The following is an 18,396-nucleotide window of genomic DNA, read 5'->3' as shown; positions in this document are numbered from 1 at the left end:
AGCGAAGTATGATGAACAAATGGCTGAGTTTACTGTTACTAATGCTGGCGCCTGCGGTGAGTGCACAACAAACAACGCGCATTTATGCCGCATCGTCACTGACGAATGCCATCAACGATGTGATAGAGAGTTACGAACGTCAGAACCATCAAAAAGTACAGGCAATTTACGGTGGCTCATCATCCCTCTCAAGGCAGTTGCTCAGCGGTGCACCGGGTGACATTTTTATCTCTGCCAATAACCAATGGATGGACTACCTGCTCCAACATGAGGTCATTAAAAGCGACAGCGTCACAAATTTACTTTCCAATAAGTTGGTTGTTATTACCAATAAAAACAACAATGTAACTCTTGATGTTTCATCCAAAGCCCAGTGGCAGAGGCTTCTAACAGGCAATTGGCTCGCCCTAGGCGATACCAACTCTGTACCTGCTGGTATGTACGCCAAACAAATGTTGCAAAATGCCGATGTGTGGAATGCGGTGTCGAGCCATGTTGCGCCGAGCAAAAACGTTCGCTTGGCCCTAGCGTTAGTAGAGCGAGATGAAGCAAAGCTTGGCATCGTTTACCAAACTGATGCGCGAATGTCGCAGAAAGTGAAGATACTCGTGACACCTGAGCAAGCGCTCTACGATCCCATTACTTACCCTGCTGGGTTGATCACTCAATCCGAATCCGCCAAGGCGTTCTTCAATTATCTTATGGGTCCAGAAGCCACTGCCATATTTCAAAAGCATGGTTTTACAACGTTGGAGAAATCGTGAGCGAACTCGAATACCAAGCGTTAATACTTAGCCTAAAAGTGGGTTTTTATACGGTGATCTGGTTACTGCCATTTGGCGTGTTTTTCGCTTGGCTATTGGCACGAAAATGCTTTCCGGGCAAAACCCTACTTGATAGCGCAATACATCTTCCTTTGGTTCTTCCTCCGGTTGTGATTGGTTATTTGTTGCTTATTGCGATGGGGCGCCAAGGCGTGCTAGGGAGTTGGTTGTATGAAATGTTTGGCTTGTCATTTGCGTTTAACTGGAAAGGGGCGGTATTGGCTTGTTGGGTTGTCGCGCTGCCTTTGATGGTGCGTTCTATTCGAATCAGTTTAGAAAGTGTCGACAGCAAACTAGAGCAAGCAGCGGCGACACTCGGTGCATCACCAACAAAAGTCTTTCTCACCATCACATTACCTCTGATGCTGCCTGGGATCATTTCGGGATCGATGTTGGCATTTGCACGTAGTCTCGGAGAGTTTGGGGCAACCATCAGTTTTGTTTCCAACATTCCTGGCGCAACACAAACTTTGCCTCTTGCCATGTTTAATTTTATCGAGACACCGGGTGCAGAAGCGCAAGCGGCAAGACTATGTGTGATTTCAATTGCTATCGCACTGTCTACTTTATTGGTATCAGAGTGGTTGAACAGAAAAGCCAAACAACGATTGGGAGCGAAGTGATGAAGGGTCTCCAAGTTGCGTTCAAACAAACGTTGGGTCATGTTGTTTTCGATATCGAATTACAACTTCCGAGTAAAGGTGTTAGCGCGATTTTTGGTCGTTCTGGTGCAGGTAAAACGTCAATTATCAATGTGATCAGCGGACTAACTCAGCCCGAACAAGGGCGTATAGCGCTGAACTCGGACGTGCTGTTTGATTCGGTTTTAGGTATTAATGTCCCCGTACACCAACGGAATATTGGTTACGTATTCCAAGATTCTCGTTTATTTCCTCACTACCATGTTGAAGGCAATTTGAAGTATGGCATCAAACAGTTTGATGCAGATATGTTTGATAAAGTGGTGACGTTGCTCGCGCTACAACCATTACTAAAACGCTATCCTGCTTCTCTGTCTGGCGGTGAAAAACAACGCGTTGCGATTGGCCGTGCACTGTTATCATCACCCAAGATTCTATTGATGGATGAGCCGCTGGCCTCGCTCGATATGCCGCGGAAAAAAGAAGTGCTTCCCTTTCTTGAGAAGCTTTCGGAAAGCTTCGAAATACCCATTGTGTATGTCACCCATAGTCTGCAAGAGATCTTGCGACTAGCGGATCACCTCACGGTGTTGGATAGAGGTCAGATTGTCGCTTCCGGTTTGTTGTCTGAAGTGTGGTCTTCGCAAGCAATGCGCCCGTGGCAATCATTCTCCGAACAAAGCACTTTGTTTAATGCCAACATTGCAGAACAGCACCCTCAATACGCCTTGACTCGTGTCATGTTGTCGTCAACAGCGTCGCTGTGGGTGCAAAAGATTGACGCGCCCCTCGGTAGCGATATTCGTCTCCAGGTGCGGGCGAATGATGTTTCCATTACGCTCGTTCAACCGCAGAAAACCTCAATTCGCAATATTATTGAGGCGAAGGTCGAGCGTGTTGAGAAAAGACACCCTGCAGAAGATAAAGAGAGCATCGCGGTTAAACTGGCGTTGACCCAAGATTGCTTTCTATGGGCGACCATTACCCCGTGGGCGTTGGCCGATCTTAATCTTAAACAGGGGGACCGTGTGTTTGCACAGATCAAAGGGGTGAGTGTGACCCAAAGGGATATCGCACTCACACATTAGTCTATTGATGTTATGAATTATTTGGTGACAATGTCACCTTTCGTCGATTCTGACGTTTTTTAGAAGAGAGCAACCCAACAATTTGCGGCAGAAGTGACATTAAAATCATCCCAGCCATCAGGGAAAACTGATGAAAAGTATAAGATTCGCCAACCAACAGAACCCCACACACGATACCGGCAACGGGATTTGCAATCCCACCGAACGTAAAATCGACCACAGACATTCGTTGTAATAGCCAAACGTACAAGCCATATCCCAGCGCTGTATTCATTAAAACTATCCAACCGAGGCCAATGAAATTTTGGCCATCTAACTGTTGCCATGCTTGATAGTAGGGAGTGGGCTCAACAACGAACTGCGCGAACGATGCAAGCGACAATACAATGCCACCAAAGATCAACTGCCAGGTAAGGATAAGCCACCAGTGCATCTCTGTTCCGAGTGATTTGGTGATACGACTGCCAATAATAATGCAGAAAATCGCAGACAACATGGCCAACAATCCGATGGGACTAAGAGCCAAGTGGCTAGGATCAAACAAGAACCAAGCAAAACTAATCAATCCGAAACCGCATAAAGCTTGAACTTTACTTGGCGCTTGTTTGGCGACAACCCAATGAAAAAGCATCGCGAAAACAGGCACTGATATCATGCCTACACCTGAGATTGCAGATGGTAGCGTCAACGCCATCACGAAAATGAGTGCAAAAAAGGCCGCAATGTTGACGGTTCCAAGTTTAAGCAAGGTGATTATTTGGTGACGATTCGGCAACATGGGTTTAACCAATAGTAAAAGCAACCCTGCGGGGAGCGCTCTTAACGCACCCAGTAACAGCGGTGGCCAGTCAGCCAACGTTGCTTGTGTAACAGCGTAGGTCGTTCCCCAAAAAAAGGCAGGTATCATAGCGATAAGTATGTTCATATTAAATATCTTTACATTGAGATAATTAAACTCAATGTATGCCTATTTTTGATGAAAGTAAAGTATCTTTATATTAAGATATCTCGCAAGCTAATGATTGAGATAAGATGATGGATGCAATTGATCGTGTAGTAGAACAATGGGATAGAGAGCGACCAGAGTTAGATACCGAGCCTATGGCTATCATGGGGCGCGTATTCCGCATCACCAAATACTTGGAAAGTGCAGTGGGTGAGGTGCACAAACGTTACGATCTCAAGATGGGAGAGTTTGACGTGGTTGCGACTCTGCGTAGAAGTGGCGAGCCATATCGTCTGACGCCATCGGAGTTATTGGCGTCTTTGATGCTGACTTCTGGGGCAATGACCAACCGTTTAGATAAGCTTGAGCAAAAAGGTCTGATTTCGCGCCAACACAGCAAGGAAGATCGACGCAGCGTTACTGTCGAGCTCACAGAACATGGATTGGTGACAGTGAATAAGCTGATAGAAGAACATGTCGCGATTCAACATGCGCTATTGAAAAATCTTTCACAGCCACAGAAACAAGCTTTGAATGCGGTGCTTAAAGAGTGGTTGGGGCAGTTCGAATAAGATAAAAAAAGCTGCTCGTGTGAGCAGCTTTTTACATTACTTAGCGAATACGTCGCGGAAATCGCGTTTCAGAATAGGGTCGCGGCGTGCTTTCTTAAGTTGTTTTACCATGTCTTTAACACAGTTAAAGAGTACGTGGTCTAGCAGTTGTGCACGGTAAGCGTCTTTCTCTTCTTCCGTCATACCCTCAGGAAGCTTCATGGTTGGGAATTCTTCCATCACATTCACACCTGCGAACGCCTGGCTTACAGAGATCAGTGCGTGGAACTGTTCAAAATTGTCTAGTACGTTTTGCGCGCTTGCAGGTAGTGAATCCCATGCTTCACGCACGGCTTCTTCAGAGACTTCATGGATAGAGGTTACCATCTCGAACATCTCTTCTGGAACTTGGTCAAACTCAATCACTTGACGAAGTTCTGGCGAAATAGTGGCTAGGTCGATTGGTTGTTTTTCTGTAGTGTTTGCTTCTGACATGACACGTCTCTCAATTAAAAGGCGGAATAGTAAGGTGATCTTCAAAAAAGTCAACGTATTACGTAACTCGCTGGATGAAACCAGTAAGTTGATATGATATACCTTTACTCTCAGAAGTGAAGCCCAGTAGAGGAAAGGATGATATCAACAGGATCATCAATGCGCATTATGCTGGTCGATGACGTCCAACTCGACCGAATGCAGTTGGCTATTCGCCTAAAACAGTTGGGCCATGTTGTTGAATCGGTGTCTAGCGGTAAAGATGCGCTCGATCTGTATCAAGAGTTTGATCCCGAGCTGGTGTTACTGGATATTAGTATGCCGGAAATGGATGGTTTCGCAGTATCAAAAGCGATTCGTGAACAGTTTCCAGAATGGGTTCCAATTGTTTTTTTAAGTAGTCATGAAGAGCCTGAAATGATCGCAAAAGCGATCGATGCGGGTGGGGATGATTATCTGATCAAACCTGTTGATAGATTAGTACTAAGTTCAAAGTTAAGTGCAATGCAGCGTATCGCTGAGATGCGACGAGAGCTAAAAAAGAAAACCGCTGAGTTGGCTGAGTTAAATGCGTTATTGCAACAGCAGGCAAACGAAGATGGTTTAACCAAGATTTATAACCGCCGTTACATCGATGAGCAGTTGGGGCAGATGTTAGGCTGGTATGGAAGGCATCGTTTGCCAATCAGCGTGATCTTACTGGATATCGATAACTTCAAATTGTTTAATGACAACTATGGCCATATCGAAGGGGATAAATGTCTCCAAGCCACGGCGAATATAATTAAAAATTTATTTCAACGTAATGTTGACTGTGTCGGTCGTTATGGTGGTGAAGAGTTTGTCGTCTTACTTGGCGGTAGTGATGCTGAGCAGGCCGTTAAAGCCGTGGAAAGAATTCACAAAGCGGTTGAGGAGCTCAGCTATCCACACGCCTTTTCTACGGTGTCCAATATTGTTACCTTGTCACAAGGCGTCTACACTTTTATCCCTAATGGTAGGGAAGAACTGCTGACAATTTATCAGTTTGCTGATAAGGCGCTTTATCAAGCTAAGTTAGAAGGCAAGAACCGTTACGTGACTTACAGAGCCTCTTAATCATGATTATGCAACGTTTCCCTTTAGCCGTTAGCACATCAGTTTTAGTGACGACCACGTTGTTTTCTTCGGCAGTGTCAGCTCAGGAGCTCAAAGATCTGATCCAAAAAGAGCTGGAGCGAAACTTTGCAACAGCCATTGTTCTCACCGATAGTGATGTTTTTACTGTTGGTTTTCACGACTTTGACCCGAATGAATGGCTAAATCTCGATAATGAACAGCTGGGAAGTGCCGATTCTGTCAGTTTGCGCAAAAAAATTGGTGTATCAACGCTCCCGTTTGAGTTCGCACTCTATGAGGATCCTGACAACCAAGTAAAGCACAGCCTACAAGGTCGTTTATCCGCTCTAGGTATAGAGCAAGATGTTTCCATAGTGGAAAACAGTGTGTCAGACAGCCATCGAGAGTATGTATTGGGCGCGTTTCTCGAATACACAAACTCACGGCAACTGAGTGAAAACTGGACGTTTGATGCCTCTATTGGGGCTCATTTAATGTATTACCGCAGCGACTATACCTATCGCAGCGATGCATTGGTGAAATACAAAAGCGTGTTCGATGGTTACTTGGTTAATACTGATGCTTGGGCTCTGGTCGCTGAACCTAATGTACATGCCAAATATTTACAAATGAAGCCTTGGGGAAAGTGGTATTACTGGAGCTCGGCACATTATTTTTACGGCCAAGGCTGGGGAGAAGCAAACAGAGGCCAGGTTGGTAACCCAGAAGGTTGGTATTGGGTTAACGGCATCAAAATGTTTTATGACTTTGAAAAGTGGGGACGTGCAGTCCAATCTGTTTACACAAGTTTTAATCGGGTTGATGTCGGAGGTGACCCAAAAGAATCGTTGAATACTCAATACTATTATGAGGCCAGCTTAGGTTGGTTAATGACACCGCCTTTCAAAACACAGTGGGTTGACAATGTTGGTATCGGCCTAAGCCTAAATTATGGCAGTGCCCTGAAAGGCGGTAGTTTAGTGCTCTTCTTTAACCAAGATTGACGCCATAAATTTTAAATATTTGGCAAGGGAAATGGCCTTATAAATAGGTTTTTATTCGATCTTCGTCATGACTTGGTTTCTGCCTGCTTTCTTCGCTTTATACAAGGCTTCGTCTGCTAAGCTACGAATGGTATCTGGATCTTTCGAAGAACGGCTGTCTGACACACCAATACTGACCGTTACATTGACCGTATTCATTTTATTTTCTTGAGTGCCACGACGTTTTTTTCCTTCACTTGCTTTGCTTGGGCGCGTCGTGTCATTCCTCAAAACGAGATCGTAATTGGCAATATCTTCTCGAATGTCGTCTAGGTAACCTTCTACTTCTTTCGAGGTTTTGCCTTTAAATACCACGGTAAATTCTTCTCCACCATAACGATAAACCTTTGCTCCGCCCTTAATTAAGAGCAAGCGAGAGCCAACAAGTTTCAAAACGTCATCGCCAGTGTCGTGCCCATAGGTGTCGTTAAATTTCTTAAAGTGATCCACATCGATCATTGCGATAGAAAAACGCCTGCCTAGGTGTTTTACATCCATTTCTAACGCTCTACGACTGGGAAGCTGTGTCAGCACATCGATAAATGCTAGCTCATGACTGGCTTGGACAACATGCATAATCAGCAAGATTCCAGCTAATGAAAACATGGTGCTTGATATAAATTGAACGTCGAAAAAAGCAAACGTCGTTGATGACATAAGGAGGCACGTATAAATGGAAACTTCGATTGGTCGGTTGTGCTTCAACACCAACATCGCGGTTGTCAAGACGATACCCATACCATAAGCAATCAATAGTAAGGGTAGTCTAGAAATTACCTCGACGGAAAAAAGCAAGCCATTGTTCCAATGCTCGTAACCAGCTTCTTGGAAGTAGCTAATAAAAACATAGGACCAAGCGGTTAGCACAGCAATCACAAGGGCGTACATTGCGATTGAACGACTATGCATGCCTGATGCGCTAAACAAATAGACGACAAAACATGCAACGGGTAATAGAAATGCCAATAAGGAGAGTTCTAAAAGTACAGAGCCTTTTACAAGAGGGATTTGTAGCCTTTGTTGTATCACATAATAAGCAACGCTCATCGCCATTGCGATCATGGCAATGCGACCCTGCTTGAAAACACTACATAGTAAGAATGCCGTTAGTAGAAGAAAGTAAGGTAAGTTTGCGGCCAAGCCCCAATTGGCTTGTGTCACGACAATAATGTTGTCCATCCCTATGGCCAAAATACCGAGCAAAAACAGTGGAAAGAAGATCTTAAACTGAGGGCTACTAACAACCGGAGATGTCATTAACTGCTGACTTCCTATAATGCAGACACATGGGCCATGGGTAAGATAAGCCTAGTAGAATACGATTATTTCTGGATTTTCCAAGCATTTTGCTAAACTTAAATAGTGATTTGTTGATAACGTTAGTAAAAGTCGCTTTAGAAGCTTGGTTTACAAGTATGGCTGCGTATACTGTGGCAATGCCGAGCATAATAAAAACAGGGAGATGCTTAAATGCAAATCAGTGTCGATGTTCATAACTACATGGAAACTTTAGTTGGTCAGGTATTAGCGCAAGATGAATATGTAACTCGTTACACTTCAGAGCAACTTGCGGATTTGGCCTGTTTAGCCCTCGTGCAACTTAAACCCGTTTATATTCGACATGATATCGATTTCTTGTCTGCGTTGCCGGAAGAGCGATTAGTGCAGTTCAAACACAATAGTGAAGTCGCTGTCAAAAATGCTGAAAGCATGATCATTGAGGATCGACGAACTAATCGTATTAACGATGATGTGCCCGTGGTTTTTTCCCACGTCAACTATGATGACAATGCGCCGCTAGAATGGTTTGAAAAACCTATTTTGAAATTCAACAAACCACATGAGAGAAATTAATGGGATTGTTTAAGCGCCTATTTGGTTTGGGCAATGAAAGAGAAAAAGTACCAGAACTTGAACCTATCGAACACAAAGGTTTTCTCATTTATGCGGAAAGTCTAGCGGAAGGTGGACAATATCGAATAGCCGGACGCATCACAAAAGAGATTGATGGGGAACTCAAAACACATCGATTTATACGTTCAGATGTTCTGAGTTCACTAGGTGATGCGAATGAACTAATGCAAAAAAAAGCGCAAATGTACATCGACCAGATGAAAGGGGAGATATTTAACTAAAACTCTCTCTGGTTTTGATTCCTGTCATCATAAAAAGAGTCATTAGTGTTTATGCTGATGGCTCTTTTTTGTTAAATGCAAAAATTGTTGGTTATGTGGTTGTTTATCAACCAATAATTCTAGGTCTGGTTAGACCTCTGTCTTGTTGATATGTCGTTGTTTTATTTCACGGGGTGCGTACAGTTCCTTCATTACATAGGGTTATATGTAATGAAATTTTGTATTTTAACTACAAATTACTTGAAGTCACATCCTGCGTTAGATACAAAAAGATAACTAACAAGGCCAATAGTCAAGGAATAGCTATGCAAATTGGTGTACCAAGAGAACAGCTCGCTGGAGAAACGCGAGTCGCTGCTTCGCCAAGTTCGGTAGAGCAGCTAATTAAATTGGGGTTTGATGTTGTTGTCGAAACCCAAGCGGGGGCGTTAGCCAGCTTCGATGATTCAGCATATGAATCAGCTGGTGCGAAAATGGTTTCTAAAGAAGATGCTTGGAACTCTGAGCTGATCCTTAAAGTCAATGCGCCAATTATCGATGAAGACAGGAGCATTGACGAGATTGCGTTGATCAAAGATGGCGTGACCTTGGTTAGCTTCATTTGGCCAGCTCAAAACCCTCAGTTGATGGAACAACTCTCTAGTAAGAACATCAATGTGCTGGCTATGGATGCCGTGCCACGTATCTCTCGTGCTCAGGCACTGGATGCATTGTCCTCAATGGCCAACATCGCCGGTTATCGAGCGGTTGTTGAAGCGGCGCATGAGTTTGGGCGTTTCTTTACAGGGCAGATTACTGCTGCTGGTAAGGTACCACCAGCGAAAGTGTTTGTCGCCGGTGCGGGTGTTGCTGGTTTGGCTGCTATCGGTGCTGCTGGTAGCCTAGGTGCGATTGTTCGTGCTTTTGACGTACGTCCAGAAGTTAAAGAACAAGTGGAATCCATGGGTGCAGAGTTCCTTTCTGTTGATTACCAGGAAGCTGCTGGTTCTGGTGATGGTTATGCGAAAGAGATGTCTGATGACTTCAACAAGAAAGCTGCGGAGCTGTATGCTGCACAGGCGAAAGATGTTGACATCATTATAACGACCGCACTGATTCCTGGTAAGCCAGCGCCTAAGCTGATTACCAAGGAAATGGTCGATAGCATGAAAGCAGGTAGTGTGATTGTTGACCTTGCTGCCGCTAACGGTGGTAACTGCGAATACACAGTCGCAAACCAAGTTATCACGACGGCAAACGGCGTAAAAGTGATCGGATACACCGACATGGTTGGTCGTTTGCCCACTCAATCTTCACAACTTTATGCAACAAACTTAGTCAACCTTTTCAAACTGTTGTGTAAAGAAAAAGATGGCAACATCAATATCGATTTCGACGATGTTGTACTACGTGGTGTCACTGTGGTTAAAGATGGTGGAATCACCTGGCCTGCGCCACCAATTCAAGTTTCTGCACAGCCGCAAGCCAAACCAAAAGCGGTTGAAAAGCCAGCGCCAAAAGTACAAGAACCCGTTTCTCCAGTGAAAAAACTGGCCGGACTTGCAGTGGCTGTCGGTGCATTTGCATGGATTGCATCCGTTGCGCCAGCCGCGTTCCTCACACATTTTACGGTGTTCGTTTTGGCATGTGTTGTGGGCTACTACGTGGTATGGAATGTCACACACGCACTTCACACTCCACTCATGTCGGTAACCAACGCAATTTCGGGGATCATCGTTGTCGGTGCCTTGTTACAGATTGGCAAAGGAAATGGGGCAGTAACGTTTTTGGCGTTCATTGCTGTGTTGATCGCGAGCATTAATATTTTTGGTGGCTTTACGGTAACCAAACGCATGCTCGAAATGTTCCGCAAAGATAAATAATAGGGAGTAACCAATGTCTGCAGGATTAGTACAGGCGGCCTATATCGTTGCTGCACTATTTTTTATTCTGAGCCTTGCTGGTCTATCTAAGCAAGAATCAGCAAGATCAGGGAACTACTACGGCATTGCTGGTATGGCAATTGCTTTACTTGCGACCATCTTTAGTCCAAGTGCTGAAGGTTTTGCTTGGGTCATTGTCGCCATGGTGATTGGTGGTGGTATTGGTATCCACTACGCTAAAAAAGTGGAAATGACAGAAATGCCAGAGTTAGTGGCCATTCTACACAGTTTTGTGGGTATGGCGGCGGTTTTGGTTGGTTACAACAGCTATCTTGAACCACCTGCGCCAGTCTCTCTTGACCCAGCAGGAATTCACGCAGAACACGTCATTCACTTAGTGGAAGTATTTTTGGGCGTGTTCATTGGTGCGGTAACCTTTACGGGATCGATTGTCGCGTTCGGAAAGTTACGCGGTATCATTTCCTCATCGCCACTTAACTTGCCTCATAAACACAAGATGAATCTCGCTGCTATCGTCGTTTCGACTCTGCTTATGATTCACTTTGTTAACGCAGACGGCAGTATGTTTGCCTTAATCGTGATGACACTGATTGCTTTCGCATTTGGTTACCACTTGGTGGCATCGATCGGTGGTGCGGATATGCCAGTTGTAGTCTCTATGCTGAACTCTTACTCAGGTTGGGCAGCGGCGGCAGCTGGTTTCATGCTAGCAAACGATCTGTTGATCGTGACTGGTGCTCTTGTTGGTTCTTCAGGTGCCATTCTTTCGTACATCATGTGTAAAGCGATGAACCGTTCGTTTATCAGCGTTATCGCTGGTGGCTTTGGCCAGGAAGTCGTGATTTCTGGTGATGAAGAGTACGGTGAGCATCGCGAAATCAACGCAGAAGATGTAGCGGATATGCTGAAAAACTCCAAGTCAGTCATCATCACTCCAGGATATGGCATGGCAGTAGCACAAGCTCAATACCCAGTTCACGAGATCACAGAAAAACTGCGTGCGCAAGGTGTTAATGTTCGTTTTGGTATTCACCCAGTAGCGGGTCGTTTACCTGGTCATATGAACGTGCTGCTTGCTGAAGCAAAAGTACCTTATGACATCGTTTTGGAAATGGATGAGATCAACGACGACTTCTCAGACACGGATACTGTGTTGGTTATTGGTGCGAATGACACCGTTAACCCAGCTGCGCTAGAAGATCCAAACAGTCCAATCGCCGGCATGCCAGTGTTGGAAGTTTGGCATGCGAAAAACGTCATTGTTTTCAAACGTTCAATGAATACTGGTTATGCTGGCGTTCAGAACCCATTATTCTTTAAAGAGAACACATCAATGCTCTTTGGCGATGCCAAAGATAGCGTGGATGCGATTTCAAAAGCGTTATAATTTACATAAAAGACGAAGACCAGCTGAAAAGCTGGTCTTTTTGTTTGATTTAACATCAGTCCGACTAAATACCAGATGGCATAAATGTAAATTTTAATGAATATGTTGTATATTGAGCCTAATTTTCACGACGCAGTACAACGCTTTGATTAAAAAACTATTCTTATCACTAGTCATAGCTTTGAATCTATTGCCACCTGCAATGGCAGATTCACTGCCCGAGCGAATCGACTTTTTTACGGAGTTGTTCGATTACGATTCCGCGAGCGAAACCTATGACATTCGTGATCTGCAGTCATCATTTCCTACTAAGCTTTTATCGCCTGATTCTATGTTGCCGCAAACGTCCAACTATCCATTGAAAGACGTGCAGCTACTTTATCAATTATCCAAAACATGTAATGGCAAATTACCATTGAGCCCTTTGATCACCGAGCCATTGGTGTTCACTCGCTCCATTTGTAAAGGTATAAAACTAAACACGCGTTGGTTTTCTCGCTCTGCTCTTATTCATCCAGGTGGTGGTACTTATGCCGCAAGATACATTAAAAAGTTTCCTGAAGAGCACGAAACATTGAAGAAGTTCATGCATATTAAAGAGCGGAAAAATGAAGTGGGAGATGAGTTGTTAACTACTCTTCAGCAAATGGATGATGAAACCATTAACTCGCTAATTTCGGGCGCAATCATGTTTCTTGATAAAGACCAGCTTTGGTTGAGAAGAGGTGATTATTATCATGTGTTCGATAAAAGCACTTGGTCAAACAACGTCGAAAAAGCTGGGTTGGCATTAAGCGTTAACTCAGACAGTTCGAGCTGTTTTGTTCAACGAGGTAATATATGTTGGGACGTTGAAGATCATTCTCAGATCTTGCGTTTCTCAATGATTGTTCTGGCTATCGCCAATATTATGCTGGTTACTGGTTGGGCGGTTTATCGGTGGAACAGTAAGCGTCAAGAGCTTCGTAGCAGAATGCTTGTTTTGCAAATACTAACACATGAACTACGCACTCCCATCGCGAGCTTATCGCTCACCGTCGAAGGTTTTCGCAGAGAATTTGAGCACTTACCAGAAACAGTTTATGATGAGTTTCGTCGGTTGTGCGAAGACACCAGACGCTTGCGGCAATTAGCTGAAGCGAGTAAAGACTATCTACAGTCTGATAATCAACAACTTGCCACAGACTGGATTCCCTCAGTTGAAGAGTGGCTCATGTTTAAAATAGAAGATGAATTTCCTCAAGACGTGTTGTTCAAGATCAACAAAGACGTTGCCGCGAAAATTAACGTTTATTGGTTAGGGACTTGTGTAGATAACTTGATCCGTAACGCAGTCAAATACGGCGTCGCCCCCGTGACACTGGATGTACAAACGGGTGACAGTAAACTAACAATCCGAGTCACAGATAATGGCAAACTGACCAGCAGAGACTGGTCACATTTACGCAAGCCATTTGTCAGCAAAAGCGGTTTGGGGCTTGGCTTAACGATTGTTGAATCTATGGTCGGACGAATGGGCGGAAAAATGAAGCTTATTGGTCCACCTACTACGTTTATTTTGGAGATACCTTGTGAAACAGACGTTGCTTCTCGTTGAAGATGATAAAAACTTGGCTGATGGCCTTCTAGTTAGCCTAGAGCAGGCAGGGTACGAGTGTTTGCACGCAGAGCGTATTTCTGATGTTGAAGCGCTGTGGCAAGAAGCCGATTTGGTTATTCTGGATCGCCAATTACCAGATGGCGATTCAGTCACACATCTGCCTAGTTGGAAAAAAGCGAAGAATATTCCCGTTATTCTCTTAACGGCCTTGGTTACGGTTAAAGATAAAGTGGCTGGATTGGATTCTGGTGCAAATGACTATCTTACGAAACCTTTTGCTGAAGCGGAGCTGTTTGCACGTATTCGTGCTCAGTTACGTTCGCCAGAAGCTGCAGAGCAAGGGAATAGTGACAAAGTTGAAACTGAAAATCTTGTCATCGATAAATCGACTCGTGAAGTATTTTTCAAGGGTGAACAGATTACACTGACAAGAACAGAATTTGATCTCCTATTGTTTTTAGCAAGCAACTTAGGGCGCGTGTTTACACGCGATGAGTTGCTTGATCATGTTTGGGGTTACAACCATTTCCCAACCACTCGTACGGTTGATACCCATGTGTTGCAACTAAGACAAAAACTTGTCGGTTTGGAGATTGAAACCCTTCGCGGTGTCGGCTATAAGATGAAAGGTTAATGCGCAAGTCACTTTTACTTCCAATCTTAACATTGACGATCACTCAACCAGTCTACGGAGTAGACTGGTTTGATGCTAGTACTCCGCTAACTCAAGCCCATCAACATTTACTTGAAGATAATCTGCCTGGTATGTTCGAGTCTCTCGTCGAGGTTTGGCAGTCAGAGCCCAAAGACACGATTAGAGAACATCTCAACAGTCTCTTAATACAGTCCTTAAATCGAGACTGTGGTAAGTCGTTGACGAAAAGAACGTTACCAAACTGGCTGACAGGCGTAAAAGTGATACGACAAACCATTCAAAGTCCAGGTAGGGATACCTATCGTTTGGTGATCGATATTCGTGCCACATTAGAGATAAAAAGCCTAGCAATGCGCAAGTGGGTCGATCGAAGTGTTTCTTCTGACAGTCATTTTACGCAAATAAATGGTGACGGTGTCACGAATGACCCCGGGGAAATGCAATATCAGAAGCGATACAACCTCACCGGCAAGCTTGATTCAGGACTTTACCAACTCGTTATACAGCCCGCGGATCAAGAGGTTTGGAGTGGTTGGGTCATTTTAGGTGAACCAATTGCTCCACAATACGTGCGATGGTCTTCAAAAGAGAATTGGAGCGTGGAAAAAGTAGCGTTGAACAACCCATATTGCCCATTGCCTGAAATGAATGTTGGGCTCTATGATTACGTCAATGGCCAATACCAGCGAGTTTGGAACCAAACCTACGAATCTGATTATCCTAATAGTTTAGATCTCGAAGGCATACCAAACGAACGATATGTCCTTGCAGTAAGCATGAATACTAAGCGTTGGCAGGGGCAGATTTTGGTTGAACAATCTCAAACGATAAGCCGCACTTACGATATTACACAAGAATAAAACTTGAAAAATCTAAAATCCTGCCGATATTACAAGAAAAGGAATCTAAGGGTTGTCTTAGGATGAAAATACAGAATCGTATTGTTACCGTAGCCGTGTTGTGCTGTGGTACTGCAAATGCAGCAAATTACACCGTTGAAGCTCGAAGTGATGCGATGGGGGGAGTGGGTACCGTTGCGGGCAACTACCTGACAGCGCCATTCTTCAATCCAGCGCTATCCGCTGTCTATAGACGGAATGATGATGCTGGTATGCTTATTCCCAGTTTTGGCATAACCTACAACGACCCTGATCAGCTCATTGATCAAATCGAAGCTTTGGGAGCGCTAACTGATCCCGTAGAGATCGCCAATGCACTAAACAATATCAATAACGATCAGTTGGATCTTGAGTTGGGCGGCGCTGTCGCATTTGGTATACCCAATCGATTTCTTTCAGCGACAATCTATGGAAAGCTTTATACCGAATCATTTGTCACACCAAAGGTTGCGCCTGGACCAGATCCAGATAAAAGTTATGTTCAAGCTGTATCTGTTTCGGTTACTGAAGTCGGTATATCACTCGCTAAGTACCAGACCTTCCTATATCAGCACATGGCTTTTGGCGTCACACCCAAGTTACAAAGGGTCTACACGCACTCTTTTGCATCGTCATTTTCCAATTTCGACTTAACTGGGGTGCGCGAAAACGAGACTGGAGAAACTATCTTTAATATAGATGCTGGTGCGCTATGGTTCTATGGGCCATTTCGAGTTGGTTTTGCTGCTAAAAACTTGATTGGTCGTGACATTGAGACTAAGTCGTATCAGTTTGATGGAACCGTGCCGTCTACAGCGATCCCTTCTTATGATTATAGTATGAGGCCACTTTACACTGTTGGTGCAGGGATTGTTGCGGATTACTTTACGATCAGTGTTGATTACGATTTAAATGAAGAAAAAAAATTCTCTTCATTTGATGACAATAGTCAAATGTTAAGGGCAGGCTTTGAGATAGATGTTTTAAGACAGTTACAACTGCGCGGTGGCTATATGAAGAACTTAGCCCGAGATGTCGAAGACACCATTACAGCGGGTATTGGCTTATCTCCACTAAACTTATTTGAAATCGACATATCAGCACGCTACACCAATGAAAACGCAATGGGTGCTTCAATCAATTTTCTTGCTACCTACTAAGCATCTCGTTATAGTCGGCTCCTTACAAAGGAGCCGATTTTTTATGTTTGACGATCTTCCACCTCTATCACATCAAGAGCAGCAAAAAGCCGTTGAAGAAATACAAAACTTAATGGCGCAAGGGATGAGTACCGCCCAAGCAATTAAAATCGTTGCGGACAAGATTAGGGCAGAGCATAAGGCTCAGAACCAACAGTAAGCGTTAGCTTTACCCCAGCAAAACGTCCATTAAGCAGAGCAAATAAGCTCTGCTTTTTTGTGCCTCAACAATCTCGGTAAAACTTTACCATATTAGTTTTACCGAGATTTGTTGGTGAGCTGAAATTCGATTGATAAATTATGCCTTATCTACATAATTCCAACAAATACAACTAGTTGCGTTGGTTTTTAATGCTGCATTGCAACGCTGTCACTTCTTGCTTGTAATTTAATTACACTTTGCTTTGTTGGCAAAAACTTCTTGTAGTGGAGTGTGCTGAAAAATTTACGTTGTGACACTGTAAGTGCTCACTTATACCGCAGGCTTTTAGAAACAAGTTGTGTGTATACTTACAAACCCAATTGGTGGTGTTGATAGCTAAGTTTTAATGAATTTGGTATGTCAGCTTTATGAGTAAGATTTGATCGCTTTTGATCGAGTGGGCGTGTTTGCAGGGAGCAACTTAGCAAATCAATCGTTGCTAAAAAGCGTAACGGCATACCGTTTAGGCAGGTGCTACCCAAGCGTTCAGTCGATCAGGTAAACGACGCAGTCAGGATGACGCGTAGTTGAAGCAACAGTCACTGAACTTGTCGTGGATCGCGATTAGAATCTAGCTGGGCAAGTAGAGATTAGTTGCTAGGAGCTAAAGATGCATTTTAAAGTGGCTAAAACAAGACACTACTAAGTTTCTTAATCGCAGTGCGCATTATGTACGTTATGTTAAATAAAGAGCAACGCTAAGCTCATGAAATTTCGATACTCGCCCCTTTGCTTTTATTTTCGGTGTTAAGTATGCAATTAAACATAAGTGCTATTTACCATAAAATACCTAATATAGAACCTTATAATCAAAGATTTAAGGTTCTATATTGTATTGATAAAATGATCGTCGTACTTGACCACTCTAAACGGGATCAAAAAAGGAGCTTTAAAAGCTCCTTTGACGTTAACCACCGGCTAGTTTCACTCTCATGCCTTTCTTTTCAAGATAGGCTTTGATTTTCTCTCGGACATCGCCTTGTATCTCGATGTTGCCATCTTTAACGCTACCACCACAACCACAGATCTTCTTTAACTCAGCTGCGAGAAGTTTTAGAGGGGCATCGTCTAGGTCTAGGCCTGTTACGACAGAAACTCCCTTACCTTTTCTACCTTTGGTTTCACGTTGTATCCGAACGATACCATCACCTTTCGGTCGCTCTGATTGTTGCTCTTCTGGCTTAATGCGACCAGATTCTGTTGAATATACCAATGTCATTGTTATTTCTTCTGTTGCTCAGCTTTTTGCTTAGCGATTAGATACGCTTCGATATGGCGCTGAATAGCCGCTTTTGAACCTTTAATGAGTTTGCCATTAAAGAAGCAATACCAAGCATTAGGCTCGCCAGTATCGTTCTTAATGGCAAAACCATTAAAGTTTTCTGATTGTGGGTTTCCTATAGCTTCTTGCTTTCTATCTAAAGAAGAAAATTCTCTAGGATCGATGATAGATGCCGTGTCACACCACCAGTCGATACTTTTTTTAACGGCACTTAGGCTGCCGTGAAGCACACGATTCTTAATCTTAACCTGCCAAATATTAGTGTCATTGGCAGCAGATTGTAAGTTGAAACCACGGTAATGAGATATAGCCATGTAACTGAATCATCTAGTAGTTAAGTCTTACTATAATCATAATAGTAATCAGACGCTTAGCAAGTATAAAATTTCCTTAATAGCGTGCTTTGGTGCAACGAAATGGAAAAAAACCTTATTCTCCATGAAGATACTCTAAGGGTTTTGTACTGACCTTGTCTTATTTTGGTCAGTT

Annotated in this window: 20 protein-coding genes; 15 read left to right on the top strand and 5 right to left on the bottom strand. The window is 43.7% G+C overall.

Features of this window, described 5'->3' with window-relative positions:
* Window positions 1-8: 8 nt before the first annotated feature.
* From modA to modC, 3 genes are read left to right on the top strand one after another with little or no spacing between them, the layout of a single operon-like run.
* Window positions 9-764, top strand: a complete 756-nt coding sequence (gene modA, locus LZU85_RS03800; protein ID WP_176299039.1) for a molybdate ABC transporter substrate-binding protein — start codon at window positions 9-11, stop codon at window positions 762-764.
* A complete protein-coding gene (modB, locus tag LZU85_RS03795; RefSeq protein WP_080537296.1) occupies window positions 761-1,447 on the top strand; it encodes a molybdate ABC transporter permease subunit in 687 nt (228 codons plus the stop codon). Before modA ends, modB begins: the two co-directional genes overlap by 4 nt.
* Window positions 1,447-2,553 carry a molybdenum ABC transporter ATP-binding protein ModC gene (modC, locus tag LZU85_RS03790; protein ID WP_088428458.1) on the top strand — a complete coding sequence of 369 codons (1,107 nt, stop codon included), beginning with the start codon at window positions 1,447-1,449 and terminating at the stop codon, window positions 2,551-2,553. Before modB ends, modC begins: the two co-directional genes overlap by 1 nt.
* A 10-nt stretch (window positions 2,554-2,563) precedes the next feature.
* Here modC and LZU85_RS03785 read toward each other — a convergent pair whose 3' ends face one another.
* The gene (locus LZU85_RS03785) at window positions 2,564-3,478 is read right to left on the bottom strand and encodes a DMT family transporter (RefSeq protein WP_237286413.1); all 915 of its coding nucleotides are present in this window, start codon (window positions 3,476-3,478) and stop codon (window positions 2,564-2,566) included.
* Window positions 3,479-3,588: 110 nt separating this feature from the next.
* Here LZU85_RS03785 and LZU85_RS03780 point away from each other — a divergent pair, with 110 nt between their 5' ends.
* Window positions 3,589-4,071: a MarR family winged helix-turn-helix transcriptional regulator gene (locus tag LZU85_RS03780; protein ID WP_206625019.1), complete on the top strand. Its 483-nt coding sequence runs from the start codon at window positions 3,589-3,591 to the stop codon at window positions 4,069-4,071.
* 36 nt (window positions 4,072-4,107) lie between these two features.
* On the opposite strand, the gene LZU85_RS03775 is transcribed toward LZU85_RS03780, so the two are convergent.
* Window positions 4,108-4,545, bottom strand: a complete 438-nt coding sequence (locus tag LZU85_RS03775; RefSeq protein WP_176299041.1) for a DUF3069 domain-containing protein — start codon at window positions 4,543-4,545, stop codon at window positions 4,108-4,110.
* Between the two features lie 138 nt (window positions 4,546-4,683).
* Here LZU85_RS03775 and LZU85_RS03770 point away from each other — a divergent pair, with 138 nt between their 5' ends.
* Both LZU85_RS03770 and LZU85_RS03765 read left to right on the top strand, forming a co-directional pair.
* Entirely contained in the window at window positions 4,684-5,643 is a 960-nt protein-coding gene (locus tag LZU85_RS03770; RefSeq protein WP_176299042.1) for a diguanylate cyclase, read from the top strand.
* Between the two features lie 8 nt (window positions 5,644-5,651).
* A complete protein-coding gene (locus tag LZU85_RS03765) occupies window positions 5,652-6,647 on the top strand; it encodes a Solitary outer membrane autotransporter beta-barrel domain (RefSeq protein WP_237286486.1) in 996 nt (331 codons plus the stop codon).
* Window positions 6,648-6,698: 51 nt separating this feature from the next.
* Here the strand turns inward: LZU85_RS03765 and LZU85_RS03760 are convergent, their stop codons facing one another.
* Window positions 6,699-7,943, bottom strand: a complete 1,245-nt coding sequence (locus LZU85_RS03760; RefSeq protein ID WP_176299043.1) for a GGDEF domain-containing protein — start codon at window positions 7,941-7,943, stop codon at window positions 6,699-6,701.
* A gap of 213 nt (window positions 7,944-8,156) precedes the next feature.
* On the opposite strand from LZU85_RS03760, the gene LZU85_RS03755 reads away from it, so the two are divergent.
* The 9 genes from LZU85_RS03755 (at window position 8,157) to LZU85_RS03715 (ending at window position 16,583) form a co-directional block, all read left to right on the top strand.
* Window positions 8,157-8,540, top strand: coding sequence for a late competence development ComFB family protein (locus tag LZU85_RS03755; RefSeq protein WP_176299044.1), 384 nt, complete (start codon window positions 8,157-8,159; stop codon window positions 8,538-8,540).
* Complete coding sequence (locus LZU85_RS03750) at window positions 8,540-8,821, top strand: HlyU family transcriptional regulator (protein ID WP_176299045.1); 282 nt, start codon at window positions 8,540-8,542, stop codon at window positions 8,819-8,821. Before LZU85_RS03755 ends, LZU85_RS03750 begins: the two co-directional genes overlap by 1 nt.
* Before the next feature lie 305 nt (window positions 8,822-9,126).
* The gene (locus LZU85_RS03745) at window positions 9,127-10,683 is read left to right on the top strand and encodes a Re/Si-specific NAD(P)(+) transhydrogenase subunit alpha (protein WP_237286412.1); all 1,557 of its coding nucleotides are present in this window, start codon (window positions 9,127-9,129) and stop codon (window positions 10,681-10,683) included.
* Between the two features lie 13 nt (window positions 10,684-10,696).
* On the top strand, window positions 10,697-12,091 hold the full coding sequence (gene pntB / locus LZU85_RS03740) for a Re/Si-specific NAD(P)(+) transhydrogenase subunit beta (protein WP_176299047.1): 1,395 nt from the start codon (window positions 10,697-10,699) through the stop codon (window positions 12,089-12,091).
* 202 nt (window positions 12,092-12,293) lie between these two features.
* Window positions 12,294-13,688 carry a sensor histidine kinase VxrA gene (gene vxrA, locus LZU85_RS03735; protein ID WP_176299048.1) on the top strand — a complete coding sequence of 465 codons (1,395 nt, stop codon included), beginning with the start codon at window positions 12,294-12,296 and terminating at the stop codon, window positions 13,686-13,688.
* A complete protein-coding gene (gene vxrB / locus LZU85_RS03730; protein WP_176299049.1) occupies window positions 13,663-14,325 on the top strand; it encodes a response regulator transcription factor VxrB in 663 nt (220 codons plus the stop codon). Before vxrA ends, vxrB begins: the two co-directional genes overlap by 26 nt.
* Window positions 14,325-15,206 (top strand): DUF2861 family protein, encoded by an 882-nt coding sequence (locus LZU85_RS03725; protein WP_176299050.1) that lies wholly within the window; start codon window positions 14,325-14,327, stop codon window positions 15,204-15,206. The genes vxrB and LZU85_RS03725 overlap by 1 nt, the downstream gene beginning before the upstream one ends.
* Before the next feature lie 62 nt (window positions 15,207-15,268).
* The gene (locus tag LZU85_RS03720) at window positions 15,269-16,384 is read left to right on the top strand and encodes a conjugal transfer protein TraF (protein WP_176299051.1); all 1,116 of its coding nucleotides are present in this window, start codon (window positions 15,269-15,271) and stop codon (window positions 16,382-16,384) included.
* A gap of 43 nt (window positions 16,385-16,427) precedes the next feature.
* Complete coding sequence (locus LZU85_RS03715) at window positions 16,428-16,583, top strand: YoaH family protein (RefSeq protein WP_176299052.1); 156 nt, start codon at window positions 16,428-16,430, stop codon at window positions 16,581-16,583.
* 949 nt (window positions 16,584-17,532) lie between these two features.
* Here the strand turns inward: LZU85_RS03715 and yciH are convergent.
* Both yciH and LZU85_RS03705 read right to left on the bottom strand, forming a co-directional pair.
* A complete protein-coding gene (gene yciH / locus LZU85_RS03710; RefSeq protein WP_176299053.1) occupies window positions 17,533-17,844 on the bottom strand; it encodes a stress response translation initiation inhibitor YciH in 312 nt (103 codons plus the stop codon).
* Window positions 17,845-17,846: 2 nt separating this feature from the next.
* Window positions 17,847-18,221, bottom strand: coding sequence for a DUF3319 domain-containing protein (locus tag LZU85_RS03705; protein WP_176299054.1), 375 nt, complete (start codon window positions 18,219-18,221; stop codon window positions 17,847-17,849).
* Window positions 18,222-18,396: the final 175 nt, after the last annotated feature.

It is taken from the genome of Vibrio floridensis, assembly GCF_021852965.1.
GTDB classification, from domain to species: Bacteria; Pseudomonadota; Gammaproteobacteria; order Enterobacterales; family Vibrionaceae; genus Vibrio; species Vibrio floridensis.
Note: the sequence above shows the minus strand (reverse complement) of the source record. Positions and strands in the feature narration are given on the sequence as shown.

What these genes read in the sequence shown, in the direction of transcription:
- LZU85_RS03760 (WP_176299043.1), bottom strand. Translation starts at nt 7,943, where the DNA reads ATGACATCTCCGGTTGTTAGTAGCCCTCAGTTTAAGATCTTCTTTCCA.
- LZU85_RS03725 (WP_176299050.1), top strand. Translation starts at nt 14,325, where the DNA reads ATGCGCAAGTCACTTTTACTTCCAATCTTAACATTGACGATCACTCAA.
- LZU85_RS03720 (WP_176299051.1), top strand. Translation starts at nt 15,269, where the DNA reads ATGAAAATACAGAATCGTATTGTTACCGTAGCCGTGTTGTGCTGTGGT.
- LZU85_RS03775 (WP_176299041.1), bottom strand. Translation starts at nt 4,545, where the DNA reads ATGTCAGAAGCAAACACTACAGAAAAACAACCAATCGACCTAGCCACT.
- LZU85_RS03705 (WP_176299054.1), bottom strand. Translation starts at nt 18,221, where the DNA reads ATGGCTATATCTCATTACCGTGGTTTCAACTTACAATCTGCTGCCAAT.
- LZU85_RS03745 (WP_237286412.1), top strand. Translation starts at nt 9,127, where the DNA reads ATGCAAATTGGTGTACCAAGAGAACAGCTCGCTGGAGAAACGCGAGTC.
- modC (WP_088428458.1), top strand. Translation starts at nt 1,447, where the DNA reads ATGAAGGGTCTCCAAGTTGCGTTCAAACAAACGTTGGGTCATGTTGTT.
- modA (WP_176299039.1), top strand. Translation starts at nt 9, where the DNA reads ATGATGAACAAATGGCTGAGTTTACTGTTACTAATGCTGGCGCCTGCG.
- LZU85_RS03765 (WP_237286486.1), top strand. Translation starts at nt 5,652, where the DNA reads ATGCAACGTTTCCCTTTAGCCGTTAGCACATCAGTTTTAGTGACGACC.
- LZU85_RS03785 (WP_237286413.1), bottom strand. Translation starts at nt 3,478, where the DNA reads ATGAACATACTTATCGCTATGATACCTGCCTTTTTTTGGGGAACGACC.
- LZU85_RS03770 (WP_176299042.1), top strand. Translation starts at nt 4,684, where the DNA reads ATGATATCAACAGGATCATCAATGCGCATTATGCTGGTCGATGACGTC.
- LZU85_RS03715 (WP_176299052.1), top strand. Translation starts at nt 16,428, where the DNA reads ATGTTTGACGATCTTCCACCTCTATCACATCAAGAGCAGCAAAAAGCC.
- LZU85_RS03750 (WP_176299045.1), top strand. Translation starts at nt 8,540, where the DNA reads ATGGGATTGTTTAAGCGCCTATTTGGTTTGGGCAATGAAAGAGAAAAA.
- LZU85_RS03780 (WP_206625019.1), top strand. Translation starts at nt 3,589, where the DNA reads ATGGATGCAATTGATCGTGTAGTAGAACAATGGGATAGAGAGCGACCA.
- yciH (WP_176299053.1), bottom strand. Translation starts at nt 17,844, where the DNA reads ATGACATTGGTATATTCAACAGAATCTGGTCGCATTAAGCCAGAAGAG.
- LZU85_RS03755 (WP_176299044.1), top strand. Translation starts at nt 8,157, where the DNA reads ATGCAAATCAGTGTCGATGTTCATAACTACATGGAAACTTTAGTTGGT.
- vxrA (WP_176299048.1), top strand. Translation starts at nt 12,294, where the DNA reads ATGGCAGATTCACTGCCCGAGCGAATCGACTTTTTTACGGAGTTGTTC.
- pntB (WP_176299047.1), top strand. Translation starts at nt 10,697, where the DNA reads ATGTCTGCAGGATTAGTACAGGCGGCCTATATCGTTGCTGCACTATTT.